Annotated in this window: 8 protein-coding genes and 1 tRNA gene; all 9 read left to right on the top strand. The window is 68.7% G+C overall.

All coding sequences use genetic code 11. From position 1 onward, the window contains the following. The first annotated feature begins 105 nt into the window (after window positions 1–105). The 9 genes from dnaA to ACFWEP_RS09580 all read left to right on the top strand — a co-directional run bounded on the left by dnaA (window position 106) and on the right by ACFWEP_RS09580 (window position 12,970). A complete protein-coding gene (gene dnaA / locus ACFWEP_RS09540; RefSeq protein WP_387368175.1) occupies window positions 106–1,890 on the top strand; it encodes a chromosomal replication initiator protein DnaA in 1,785 nt (594 codons plus the stop codon). A gap of 1,162 nt (window positions 1,891–3,052) precedes the next feature. Then, on the top strand, window positions 3,053–4,183 hold the full coding sequence (gene dnaN / locus ACFWEP_RS09545) for a DNA polymerase III subunit beta (protein WP_387368178.1): 1,131 nt from the start codon (window positions 3,053–3,055) through the stop codon (window positions 4,181–4,183). A gap of 139 nt (window positions 4,184–4,322) precedes the next feature. Next, window positions 4,323–5,201: a phosphogluconate dehydrogenase (NAD(+)-dependent, decarboxylating) gene (gene gnd / locus ACFWEP_RS09550; protein ID WP_328720567.1), complete on the top strand. Its 879-nt coding sequence runs from the start codon at window positions 4,323–4,325 to the stop codon at window positions 5,199–5,201. Window positions 5,202–5,239: 38 nt separating this feature from the next. After that, a complete protein-coding gene (gene recF, locus ACFWEP_RS09555) occupies window positions 5,240–6,364 on the top strand; it encodes a DNA replication/repair protein RecF (RefSeq protein ID WP_387368183.1) in 1,125 nt (374 codons plus the stop codon). Continuing rightward, the gene (locus tag ACFWEP_RS09560; protein ID WP_387368186.1) at window positions 6,361–6,960 is read left to right on the top strand and encodes a DUF721 domain-containing protein; all 600 of its coding nucleotides are present in this window, start codon (window positions 6,361–6,363) and stop codon (window positions 6,958–6,960) included. Before recF ends, ACFWEP_RS09560 begins: the two co-directional genes overlap by 4 nt. A gap of 461 nt (window positions 6,961–7,421) precedes the next feature. After that, entirely contained in the window at window positions 7,422–9,491 is a 2,070-nt protein-coding gene (gene gyrB, locus ACFWEP_RS09565) for a DNA topoisomerase (ATP-hydrolyzing) subunit B (RefSeq protein ID WP_387368190.1), read from the top strand. A 46-nt stretch (window positions 9,492–9,537) separates the two neighbouring features. Beyond that, window positions 9,538–12,165, top strand: coding sequence for a DNA gyrase subunit A (gene gyrA, locus ACFWEP_RS09570; RefSeq protein ID WP_387368193.1), 2,628 nt, complete (start codon window positions 9,538–9,540; stop codon window positions 12,163–12,165). 93 nt (window positions 12,166–12,258) lie between these two features. Then, a complete protein-coding gene (locus ACFWEP_RS09575) occupies window positions 12,259–12,825 on the top strand; it encodes a DUF3566 domain-containing protein (RefSeq protein WP_387368196.1) in 567 nt (188 codons plus the stop codon). A 71-nt stretch (window positions 12,826–12,896) separates the two neighbouring features. Beyond that, window positions 12,897–12,970, top strand: a tRNA-Ile gene (locus tag ACFWEP_RS09580). The last annotated feature ends 227 nt before the right edge of the window (window positions 12,971–13,197 follow it).

Consider the following 13,197-nt stretch of genomic DNA (forward strand, 5'->3'; position numbering starts at 1 on the left):
GCTGAACTCCGGTTTCTTTTCGTTCCCCATGCCGGGCCCGACCCCACCCGACCCATTCCGTCCCGGGAACCACATATTCGTGGGACATGCGAGAGAGCGTGCCTTGTGGCTGACGTACCTGCCGATCTTGCCGCAGTGTGGCCACGCGTGCTGGAACATCTCCTCGGTGAGGGCCAGCAGGGCATCGAGCCCAAGGACAAACAGTGGATCGAGCGCTGCCAGCCGCTCGCGCTGGTCGCCGACACCGCGCTCCTGGCCGTACCCAACGAGTGGGGCAAGCGGGTCCTGGAGGGACGGCTCGCGCCGCTCATCAGTGAAACGCTGACGCGCGAATGCGGCCGGCCGATCCGGATCGCGATCACCGTCGACGACTCGGTCGGCGAGCCGACCCCGCCGGCGCCGCCGCTGCACCAGGCCCAGCAGGGCCGGCAGAACCACCGGTACCCGAACCCGTCGCACGACGAGCAGAGCCACGTCGACCCGTACGACACCTACGGTCACCGTTCGCAGGACGACGGGATGCCGACGGCCCGCCCCGCCTACCCGGACTACCAGCAGCGCCCCGAGCCGGGCGCCTGGCCGCGTACCCAGGAGGATCTCTCCTGGCAGCAGCCGCGGCACGGCGGCTACCAGGACCGCGAGCAGCCGGCCGACCAGTGGCGCGAGCCCTACGGCACCGGGCGCCCGCAGCAGCCCTCGCACGACTACCGCCCGCAGCCCCCGGAGCGTCAGGGGTACGAGTCCCAGCGGCCCGAGCGGCACGACCTCCAGGACCAGCAGCACCGGCCCGGGCGGAACGGCGGCGGGATGCCGGGCCCCGGCTCGCAGCAGGCCCCCGCTCCCGGACCCGGTGAGCCGCATGCCCGGCTGAACCCCAAGTACCTCTTCGACACCTTCGTCATCGGGGCCTCCAACCGGTTCGCGCACGCGGCGGCGGTGGCGGTCGCCGAGGCGCCCGCCAAGGCGTACAACCCGCTCTTCATCTACGGGGAGTCCGGGCTCGGCAAGACTCATCTGCTGCACGCCATCGGGCACTACGCGCGGAGTCTGTACCCGGGGACGCGGGTGCGGTACGTGAGCTCCGAGGAGTTCACCAACGAGTTCATCAACTCGATCCGTGACGGCAAGGGCGACACCTTCCGCAAGCGGTACCGCGACGTGGACATCCTGCTCGTGGACGACATCCAGTTCCTGGCGAGCAAGGAGTCGACGCAGGAGGAGTTCTTCCACACCTTCAATACGCTCCACAACGCGAACAAGCAGATCGTGCTCTCCTCGGACCGGCCGCCCAAGCAGTTGGTGACGCTGGAGGACCGGCTGCGCAACCGCTTCGAGTGGGGTCTCACCACCGATGTGCAGCCGCCCGAGCTGGAGACGCGGATCGCGATCCTGCGCAAGAAGGCGGTGCAGGAGCAGCTGAACGCCCCGCCGGAGGTGCTGGAGTTCATCGCGTCCCGGATCTCGCGGAACATCCGTGAGCTGGAGGGCGCGCTGATCCGGGTGACGGCGTTCGCCAGCCTCAACCGGCAGCCGGTGGACCTCGGTCTGACCGAGATCGTGCTGAAGGACCTCATCCCCGGGGGGGAGGACTCCGCTCCGGAGATCACCGCTCCGGCGATCATGGCAGCCACGGCCGACTACTTCGGGCTGACGGTGGAGGATCTCTGCGGTTCGTCGCGGAGCCGCGTGCTGGTGACGGCCCGGCAGATCGCCATGTACCTCTGCCGCGAACTCACGGACCTCTCGCTGCCGAAGATCGGCGCGCAGTTCGGTGGCCGTGACCACACCACGGTCATGCACGCGGACCGCAAGATCCGCGCGCTGATGGCGGAGCGCCGCTCCATCTACAACCAGGTCACCGAACTCACCAACCGCATCAAGAACGGCTGAACACCCGCTGCCCAGCCCGCCCAGCCGGGGCAGCCCTACAGCCGGTCACACCGGAGGCGGGTTCCCGTACGGGCACGCGCTCCCGGCGTGATCAGCCCACAGGCAGTGGACAACGAGGCGCCCCGCCAGACCTCTTCACGGTCCGGCGGGGCGCCTCTTCGCGTTCTCCGCCACCTGGGCATCGCGCCGCGGATGCCACCGCGATGCTGTCCAGGAAGCCCCGGACCGCTTCTCCCTGCGGCCTCCAGAGCCTCCGCGACGAGCCGCGGGGCGCTGTCCGCGCTCCTCCCACCGCGCCCGGAGGAGCTCCATCGGAGGCGTTTGCGGGGCTCGGGAAGCGCGCGGAACCTTCGTTCCGGGCGGGTGCGGGGCTTGTCGCTGTTCGAACAGAAGGTCACAGAAGCGCTGACACGGTGCTTCTCCACAGATGTGCCGGAAATCTTCTCTCCACAGCCTGGGGACCGGGAAGTTGTCCAGATTGCGTCCACAGGGCTCGCTGCCGATACTCCATCAGGCCAGGTCAACCCCCTGGGGATTTGTGGTCAACCTTGATCCACAGCCTGTGGATAAGAATTCTGTCCACAACCCTGTCTCGGGGTTGTCCACCACCAACTCACAGGATCGGCTCTCTTGTCCCCAGGAGGAACCCTCTTCTCCACACCTCTGTCCACTGTTCGGCAACACGACACCCCGTCTCACTGCCGAGAGTGAAAGGCGTCACACCGAGGGGGTCGATTGGGCTGTGGGGAACCCGGGTAAAGCTGGGGACCGCCCTGGGGAGAAGTACCCCTGTCCTGTGCATCGGGTGTGCAGAACTTTCGCGTGTCCACAGAAGTGCCTGGTTATCCACGGACTGCACCCACAGGGGCGGTGGACAAAAAACAGGTTCTGACCTGCGAAAACGACGTTATCCACGGTTTCCACAGGGCCTACTACTACTACCCCTCAGAGTTAGCCAGGAATCAGCTTCGAAGTGGGGGCTGTGCACAACTTGGCCCGCCGAGCTCTCGGACCACTTCGGGCGACTTGACCCCGAGCAGCGACGAGTGTCGGCGCCGTACGTCAGACTGGACCCCGGCGTCCTCCCCGGCCCCTCGGCCGACGGACCCGAATCGACGACGAGGCCAGCAGGGCGAGCGAGCAACAGCAGGAGGCGGTTCCGGTGAAGATCCGGGTGGAGCGCGATGTACTCGCGGAGGCGGTGGCCTGGGTGGCCCGCAGCCTCCCGGCCCGTCCGCCGGCGCCCGTCCTCGCGGGCCTTCTGCTGAAGGCCGGGGACGGTGCCCTCAGCTTCTCCAGCTTCGACTACGAGGTTTCCGCGAAGGTCTCCGTCGACGCCGAGGTCGAGGAGGACGGCACGGTCCTGGTCTCCGGCCGCCTGCTCGCCGACATCTGCCGCGCCCTGCCCAACCGCCCGGTGGAGATCTCCACCGACGGTGTGCGCGCCACCGTGGTCTGCGGCTCGTCGCGCTTCACCCTCCACACACTGCCTGTGGAGGAGTACCCGGCGCTGCCGCAGATGCCGACCGCGACCGGCACGGTGCCCGGCGAGATCTTCGCCTCGGCCGCCGCCCAGGTCGCCATCGCCGCCGGCCGAGACGACACCCTCCCGGTGCTCACGGGTGTGCGCATCGAGATCGAGGGCGAGACGGTCACGCTGGCCTCGACCGACCGCTACCGCTTCGCCGTACGCGAGTTCCAGTGGAAGCCGGAGAACCCGGACGCCTCCGCCGTGGCCCTGGTGCCCGCCAAGACGCTCCTGGACACCGCCAAGGCGCTCACCAGCGGCGACACGGTCACCCTGGCGCTCTCCGGCGCCGGTGCGGGTGAAGGGCTGATCGGTTTCGAGGGGGCCGGCCGCCGCACGACCACCCGTTTGCTCGAAGGCGACCTGCCGAAGTACCGCACGCTCTTCCCGACCGAGTTCATGTCCGTCGCCGTCATCGAGACCGCGCCGTTCGTCGAGGCCGTCAAGCGCGTGGCTCTCGTCGCCGAGCGGAACACCCCGGTGCGGCTCAGCTTCGAGCAGGGCGTGCTCATCCTGGAAGCCGGTTCCTCGGACGACGCACAGGCTGTGGAGCGCGTCGACGCGGTGCTGGAGGGCGACGACATCTCGATCGCCTTCAACCCGACCTTCCTGCTGGACGGGCTGAGCGCCATCGACTCCCCGGTGGCCCAGCTCTCCTTCACCACCTCCACGAAGCCTGCCCTGCTCAGCGGCCGCCCGGCCGTCGACGCCGAGGCGAACGACGCGTACAAGTACCTGATCATGCCGGTCCGCCTCTCAGGCTGACCGCTGCTCGGTGCGCGTACCCACGACAGAGGATCCGGCGGGCAGGCTCGGCGCTGAGCTTGCCCGCCGCTCCGTGTTCCGGCCCCGGGCGTAGGCTCGGAGCTGGGAACGTATCGGCACAACGCTTAAGGAATCTCTGATGGAGCTCGGTCTCGTCGGCCTCGGCAAGATGGGCGGCAACATGCGCGAGCGCATCCGCCGCGCAGGCCACACCGTCATCGGTTACGACCGGAACCCGGACGTCGCCGATGTCCACAGCCTCGAAGAGCTTGTGGGCAAGCTGAAGGGCCCGCGTGTCGTCTGGGTCATGGTCCCGGCCGGCGCCGCCACGCAGTCCACCATCGACGAGCTGGCGGAGCTGCTCCAGCCCGGCGACATCGTCGTGGACGGCGGCAACAGCCGCTGGACCGACGACGAGAAGCACGCCGTCGAGCTGGGCATCAAGGGCATCGGCTTCGTCGACTGCGGCGTCTCCGGCGGTGTCTGGGGCCTGGAGAACGGCTACGCCCTGATGTACGGCGGCAAGCCCGAGGACGTCGAAAAGGTCCAGCCCATCTTCGACGCGCTCAAGCCGGAGGGTGAGTTCGGTTCCGTCCACGCGGGCAAGGTCGGTGCCGGCCACTTCGCGAAGATGGTCCACAACGGCATCGAGTACGCCATGATGCAGGCCTACGCCGAGGGCTGGGAGCTCCTGGAGAAGGTCGACTCCGTCACCGACGTGCGCGAGGTCTTCCGCTCCTGGCAGGAAGGCACCGTCATCCGCTCCTGGCTGCTCGACCTCGCGGTCAACGCCCTGGACGACGACGAGCACCTCGACAGCCTCCGCGGCTACGCCGCCGACTCCGGTGAGGGCCGCTGGACGGTGGAGGCCGCGATCGACAACTCGGTGCCGCTGCCCGCGATCACCGCGTCGCTCTTCGCGCGCTTCGCCTCGCGTCAGGACGACTCGCCGCAGATGAAGATGATCGCCGCGCTGCGCAACCAGTTCGGTGGCCACGCGGTGGAGAACAAGAAGTAGTACGCACGCACAGCAGGACGGACGGAAGGCCCGCGACCATGCACGTCACGCATCTCTCGCTGGCCGACTTCCGCTCGTACGCCCGGGTCGAGGTACCACTCGACCCGGGCGTCACCGCGTTCGTGGGGGCCAACGGCCAGGGCAAGACCAACCTCGTCGAGGCGGTCGGCTATCTCGCCACCCTCGGCAGCCACCGGGTCTCCTCGGACGCCCCGCTGGTACGCATGGGCGCCGAGCGGGCCGTCGTGCGGGCTTCGGTGACCCAGGGCGAGCGCTCCCAGCTGATCGAGCTGGAGCTCAACCCGGGTCGGGCCAACCGTGCCCGGATCAACCGGTCCTCGCAGGTCAGACCACGGGACGTGGTGGGCATCCTGCGGACCGTGCTGTTCGCTCCGGAGGATCTCGCCCTGGTCAAGGGCGACCCCGGTGAGCGGCGCCGCTTCCTGGACGAGCTGGTCACCGCCCGCTCCCCCCGGATGGCGGGGGTCCGCTCCGACTACGACCGGGTGCTGAAGCAGCGCAACACCCTGCTGAAGTCCGCCGCGATGGCCCGCCGCCACGGCGGGCGTTCCATGGACATGTCCACGCTCGACGTCTGGGACCAGCACCTGGCCCAGGTCGGCGCCGAGCTGCTGGCCCACCGGCTGGACCTGATCGCCGTGCTCCAGCCGCTCACCGACAAGGCGTACGGCGACGTCGCCCCGGGCGGCGGTCCGGTGGGTCTGGAGTACCGCAGCTCGGTGGACGAGGAGCCCGCACGGACCCGTGAGGAGCTGTACGGGCAGCTGCTGGCCGCGCTCGCCGGTGTGCGCAAGCAGGAGATCGAGCGGGGCGTGACCCTGGTCGGGCCGCACCGGGACGATCTGCTGCTGGGTCTTCGCGGGATGCCCGCGAAGGGGTACGCGAGCCACGGGGAATCCTGGTCGTACGCGCTCGCGCTGCGCCTCGCCTCGTACGAACTGCTGCGGGCCGAGGGCAACGAACCCGTGCTGGTGCTCGACGACGTCTTCGCCGAGCTGGACGCGCGACGCCGCGAGCGCCTGGCGGAGCTGGTGGCCCCGGCCGAGCAGGTGCTGGTGACGGCCGCGGTCGACGACGACGTGCCGGGAGTGCTCACCGGCACCCGGTACGAGGTCGCCGGCGGCGAGGTGACCCGGCTGTGAACGCGTCCGCGGACCGTCCGAAGGGCACCCCCGACGGCGCTGCGCCGGTTGGCGCGGCCGGCGGTACGGAGTCCGGGGGCAAGGCGCCCGAGCCGTCCGGGGTGGACCTGGCCCGGGTGGCGCTGCGGGCCGCGAAGGAGCAGGCCGCGGCGCGGGGCGCCGCCGCCCAGCAGCGGAAACAGGCCAGACGCGGAGGCGGCTTGCGCTCCGGCGCGCGGTCGGACGGCCGGGACCCGCTGGCGCTCGGCTCCGCGATCAACCGGCTGATCACCGAACGCGGCTGGGAGACGCCTGCCGCGGTGGGCGGGGTGATGGGCCGGTGGCCGCAGATCGTGGGCGAGGATCTGGCCAAGCACTGCGTGCCGCTGAAGTACGACGAGGCGCCCGAGGCCCGGGTGCTGACCGTCCAGTGCAGTTCGACCGCCTGGGCGACGCAGCTGCGGCTGCTCGCGCCCCAGCTGGTGGCACGGCTCAACGCCGATCTCGGGCAGGGCACGGTCCGCATGATCAAGGTGCTGGGCCCCGGTGGCCCGCAGCGCCGGTACGGGCCGCTGCGCGCGCCCGGTTCGACCGGCCCCGGCGACACGTACGGCTGACCGGACGCCGTCCCACCGGCGGGCGACTTCCGCCGGTACCCCCTGTGAGCTGGCCCTTCGTGACCCGTCGACGCGCATCGACCGAGCCCGCCGCGCTGTCGGCGGGCCTGCGGCGCTGCCCCGTTTCCGTCTCGTCGACCGGCTTGGGCGACCTCCGGGGCCTGCGGCTTGTGCCGTTGTGTGGTGGTTGAAACCTTCGAGGGCCGTGCGGGTGTCCCTCACCGTAGCGGGAGGTTGACAGCCAGAAGCGCTCAACGCCCGTGTGAGCCTCTCAGAGCCCCGTCCTGAATATGGGGAGTCGTCAGCCGCTGGTTCAGGGCGGCACATGCGGACTCAGGTACCGCCAAACCCCCATTCGGGTCGGCGCTAGCGGTAGACTGATGAACAATCCCGCTACTGAGCGGGTGTCGTCGATTACCAGCCGAACGACGCAGCCGCTCCCGCCTGCCGGAGAACGGCCTGTGCTGTGCCAGAAAGGGCGCTTCGTGGCCGATTCCGGCAACCCCAACGAGAACAACCCGTCCACAGCCGGCGAACACGGCGAGGTCACCGCCTCGTACGACGCCAGCGCGATCACCGTCCTCGAAGGACTGGACGCGGTCCGCAAGCGACCTGGCATGTACATCGGTTCGACCGGTGAGCGTGGACTCCACCACCTCGTGCAGGAGGTCGTCGACAACTCCGTCGACGAGGCTCTCGCCGGGCACGCCGACACGATCGACGTCACGATCCTTCCCGACGGCGGGGTCCGCGTGATCGACAACGGGCGAGGCATCCCCGTCGGCATCGTGCCGTCCGAAGGGAAGCCGGCCGTCGAGGTCGTGCTGACCGTGCTGCACGCGGGCGGCAAGTTCGGCGGCGGCGGTTACGCCGTCTCCGGCGGCCTGCACGGCGTCGGCGTCTCCGTCGTCAACGCCCTCTCCACCCGGGTGGCCGTCGAGGTCAAGACGGACGGTTACCGCTGGACGCAGGACTACAAGCTGGGCGTGCCGACCGCACCCCTGGCGAAGCACGAGGCCACCGAGGAGACCGGCACCTCGGTCTCCTTCTGGGCCGACGGTGACATCTTCGACACCACCGAGTACTCCTTCGAGACCCTCGCACGCCGCTTCCAGGAGATGGCGTTCCTCAACAAGGGCCTCACGCTCAAGCTCACCGACGAGCGGGAGTCGGCGAAGGCGACCGTGGGTGCCGACGAGGCCGAGGTCACGGCGTCCACCGAAGAGCCGCCGGCGCGCACGGTGACGTACCACTACGAGGGCGGCATCGTCGACTTCGTGAAGTACCTGAACTCGCGCAAGGGCGACCTGATCCACCAGTCGGTGATCGACATCGAGGCCGAGGACAAGGAGCGACTCCTCTCGGCCGAGATCGCCATGCAGTGGAACACGCAGTACACCGAGGGCGTGTACTCCTTCGCGAACACGATCCACACGCACGAGGGCGGTACCCACGAAGAGGGCTTCCGCGCCGCGCTGACCTCGCTGGTCAACCGGTACGCGCGCGACAAGAAGCTGCTCCGCGAGAAGGACGACAACCTCACCGGCGAGGACGTCCGCGAGGGCCTCACCGCGATCATCTCGGTGAAGCTGGGCGAGCCGCAGTTCGAGGGGCAGACGAAGACCAAGCTGGGCAACACGGAGGCGAAGACCTTCGTGCAGAAGGTCGTCCACGAGCAGCTCACGGACTGGTTCGACCGCAACCCGAACGAAGCGGCCGACATCATCCGCAAGGGCATCGCCGCCTCGACCGCCCGCGTGGCGGCCCGCAAGGCGCGCGACCTGACCCGCCGCAAGGGTCTGCTGGAGAGCGCGTCGCTGCCGGGCAAGCTCAGCGACTGCCAGTCGAACGACCCGACGAAGTGCGAGATCTTCATCGTCGAGGGTGACTCCGCCGGTGGTTCGGCGAAGTCGGGCCGTAACCCGATGTACCAGGCCATCCTGCCGATCCGCGGCAAGATCCTGAACGTCGAGAAGGCCCGGATCGACAAGATCCTGCAGAACACCGAGGTCCAGGCGCTGATCTCGGCCTTCGGTACCGGAGTCCACGAGGACTTCGACATCGAGAAGCTCCGCTATCACAAGATCATCCTGATGGCGGACGCCGACGTCGACGGCCAGCACATCAACACCCTGCTGCTGACGTTCCTCTTCCGCTTCATGCGCCCGCTGGTCGAAGCCGGTCACGTCTACCTCTCGCGCCCGCCGCTCTACAAGATCAAGTGGGGCCGGGACGACTTCGAGTACGCGTACTCGGACCGCGAGCGGGACGCCCTGGTGGCGCTCGGCAAGCAGAACGGCAAGCGGATCAAGGAAGACTCGATCCAGCGCTTCAAGGGCCTCGGCGAGATGAACGCCGAGGAGCTGCGCGTCACCACGATGGACGTCGACCACCGGGTGCTCGGCCAGGTCACCCTCGACGACGCGGCGCAGGCCGACGACCTCTTCTCGGTGCTGATGGGTGAGGACGTCGAAGCACGGCGCTCGTTCATCCAGCGCAATGCCAAGGACGTCCGCTTCCTCGACATCTGAGTCGGCCGTACAAGCAAGCCGCCGCTCGAAAGGACTTTGACCAGCAATGGCCGACGAGAACACCCCTGTGACACCGGAAGAACAGCCCGCCGCGGCCGGTGTGGGCATGCGTGTCGAGCCCGTGGGGCTCGAGACGGAGATGCAGCGCTCCTACCTCGATTACGCGATGTCCGTCATCGTCTCGCGTGCGCTCCCCGACGTGCGGGACGGCCTCAAGCCCGTCCACCGCCGGGTGCTGTACGCGATGTACGACGGTGGCTACCGCCCCGAGAAGGGCTTCTACAAGTGCGCCCGCGTCGTCGGTGACGTCATGGGTACGTACCACCCGCACGGCGACTCCTCGATCTACGACGCCCTGGTGCGCCTCGCGCAGCACTGGTCGATGCGCATGCCGCTGGTGGACTCCAACGGCAACTTCGGTTCCCCGGGCAACGACCCGGCCGCGGCCATGCGGTACACCGAGTGCAAGATGATGCCGCTGTCCATGGAGATGGTCCGGGACATCGACGAGGAGACCGTCGATTTCAAGGACAACTACGACGGCCGCAACCAGGAGCCGGTGGTCTTGCCGGCGCGCTTCCCGAACCTGCTGATCAACGGCTCGGCGGGTATCGCGGTCGGCATGGCGACCAACATCCCGCCGCACAACCTCCGCGAGGTCGCGGCCGGCGCCCAGTGGTACCTGGAGCACCCGGAGGCCTCGCACGAGGAGCTCCTGGACGCGCTGCTCGAACGCATCAAGGGCCCGGACTTCCCGACGGGCGCCCTGGTCGTGGGCCGCAAGGGCATCGAGGAGGCGTACCGCACCGGTCGTGGCTCCATCACGATGCGCGCGGTCGTCGCGGTCGAGGAGATCCAGAACCGGCAGTGCCTGGTCGTCACGGAGCTTCCGTACCAGACCAACCCGGACAACCTCGCGCAGAAGATCGCCGACCTGGTGAAGGACGGCAAGATCGGCGGGATCGCGGACGTCCGCGACGAGACCTCCTCGCGCACCGGTCAGCGCCTGGTCGTCGTGCTCAAGCGCGACGCGGTCGCCAAGGTCGTGCTGAACAACCTCTACAAGCACACCGACCTCCAGACGAACTTCGGCGCCAACATGCTGGCGCTCGTCGACGGGGTGCCGCGCACCCTCTCGATCGACGCGTTCATCCGTCACTGGGTGACGCACCAGATCGAGGTCATCGTCCGGCGGACGAAGTTCCGGCTGCGCAAGGCGGAGGAGCGGGCGCACATCCTGCGTGGCCTCCTGAAGGCCCTGGACGCCATCGACGAGGTCATCGCCCTCATCCGGCGCAGCCAGACCGTGGAGGTCGCGCGCGAGGGCCTGATGGGCCTCCTGGAGATCGACGAGCTCCAGGCGAACGCGATCCTGGAGATGCAGCTGCGCCGGCTGGCCGCGCTGGAGCACCAGAAGATCACCGCGGAGCACGACGAGCTCCAGGCGAAGATCAACGAGTACAACGCGATCCTGGCCTCGCCCGAGCGGCAGCGCCAGATCGTCAGCGAGGAACTGGCCGCGATCGTCGAGAAGTTCGGCGACGACCGGCGCTCCAAGCTGGTGCCCTTCGACGGGGACATGTCCATCGAGGACCTGATCCAGGAAGAGGACATCGTCGTCACGATCTCGCGTGGCGGCTACGTGAAGCGCACCAAGACGGACGACTACCGCTCGCAGAAGCGCGGCGGCAAGGGCGTGCGCGGCACGAAGCTCAAGGAAGACGACATCGTCGACCACTTCTTCGTGTCGACGACCCACCACTGGCTGCTGTTCTTCACGAACAAGGGCCGGGTCTACCGCGCGAAGGCGTACGAGCTTCCGGACGCCGGCCGGGACGCGCGCGGTCAGCACGTGGCGAACCTGCTGGCCTTCCAGCCGGACGAGCGGATCGCCCAGATCCTCGCGATCCGCGACTACGAGGCCGCGCCCTACCTGATCCTGGCCACCAAGGGCGGCCTGGTGAAGAAGACGGCGCTCAAGGACTACGACTCGCCCCGTTCCGGCGGTGTCATCGCGATCAACCTGCGGGAGACCGGGGACGGCAGCGACGACGAGCTGATCGGAGCCGAGCTGGTGTCGGCCGAGGACGACCTGCTGCTCATCAGCAGGAAGGCCCAGTCGATCAGGTTCACCGCGACGGACGACGCGCTGCGCCCGATGGGCCGCGCGACCTCGGGCGTCAAGGGCATGAGCTTCCGCGAAGGCGACGAGCTGCTCTCGATGAACGTGGTCCGGCCCGGTACGTTCGTCTTCACCGCGACCGACGGCGGGTACGCCAAGCGCACCCCCGTCGACGAGTACCGCGTCCAGGGCCGTGGCGGCCTCGGCATCAAGGCCGCCAAGATCGTGGAGGACCGCGGGTCGCTCGTGGGGGCCCTGGTGGTGGAGGAGACGGACGAGATCCTCGCCATCACCCTCGGCGGTGGTGTGATTCGCACGCGAGTCAATGAAGTCAGGGAGACGGGCCGTGACACCATGGGCGTCCAACTGATCAATCTTGGCAAGCGGGATGCCGTCGTCGGCATCGCGCGCAACGCCGAGGCCGGCCGTGAGGCGGAAGAGGTCGACGGGACCTCCGAGGCCGAGGACGGTACGGACGAGGCATCGGCCGAAATTCAGGCCGAGGGCACTGTCGAGGGCACGGAGCCCTCGACCGGGGAGCACGAGGAGTAGAGCGTGAGTGGAGCCACGGGCGCCGATTCGGCCGCTTCTGGAGACGGAGCGAACGGTGCCCGTGGCCCTGCCACGGACTCCCAAGGGGGCACTGTGACGGACACTCGGGGCCCGCAGCCCCAATACGAGGGCTACGCGAACGGGCCACTGCCCGGTGAGCGGGAGCCCGCGCAAGGGACGGCGGGTCCCTACCACCCGCCGCAGGCGTACGAGTCGCCGGCGGGTGGCCGAGGGGCCACCGGCGGGCAGGGAGTGCGTCTGCCGCGGACGGGGGCGCGGACCACTCCGCGCACCCGCAAGGCACGACTGCGGGTGTCGAAGGCCGACCCGTGGTCGGTGATGAAGGTGAGCTTCCTGCTCTCCATCGCGCTCGGCATCTGCACCGTGGTCGCGGCCGCGGTCCTGTGGATGGTGATGGACGCCATGGGCGTCTTCTCCACCGTGGGCGGCACGATCAGCGAGGCGACGGGTTCCAACGAGAGCAACGGCTTCGACCTGCAGTCGTTCCTCTCGCTGCCGCGCGTCCTCATCTTCACGTCGGTCATCGCGGTGATCGACGTGGTGCTGGCCACCGCGCTGGCGACGCTGGGCGCCTTCATCTACAACCTGTCGGCGGGATTCGTGGGCGGCGTGGAGCTCACGCTGGCCGAGGACGAGTAGCCCGCGGGCTATCGATTTTGGGACTGGCCCCGACGTGCGCTAATCTTCAGAAGTCAGCGCAGCAGCGCGGCGGGGCTATAGCTCAGTTGGTTAGAGCGCATCCCTGATAAGGATGAGGCCACAGGTTCAAATCCTGTTAGCCCCACCGAGGCATAACGCCTGGTCAGAAGGCCGGTAGATCCCCAGGATCTACCGGCCTTCTACATGTCGGCCCTGCCGCTACCCCGCTACTGCCCCGTAACTTCCTGGATCTGCGGCTTTCAGCAGATGTAACTTCCTGCTGGTCTCACCCCGTACCGCTCGCGTGCGGCCCGGATTACTGTGAGCGCAACACAGCGCCCCCCTGCCGATTGAGACGGCAGGGGGGCGCTG

The sequence above is a fragment of the Streptomyces sp. NPDC060198 genome, from assembly GCF_042728415.1.
GTDB lineage: Bacteria > Actinomycetota > Actinomycetes > Streptomycetales > Streptomycetaceae > Streptomyces.

Excerpts from the sequence above, each read along its gene's own strand:
- gnd (WP_328720567.1), top strand. The coding sequence starts at position 4,323 with ATGGAGCTCGGTCTCGTCGGCCTCGGCAAGATGGGCGGCAACATGCGC.
- recF (WP_387368183.1), top strand. The coding sequence starts at position 5,240 with ATGCACGTCACGCATCTCTCGCTGGCCGACTTCCGCTCGTACGCCCGG.
- gyrA (WP_387368193.1), top strand. The coding sequence starts at position 9,538 with ATGGCCGACGAGAACACCCCTGTGACACCGGAAGAACAGCCCGCCGCG.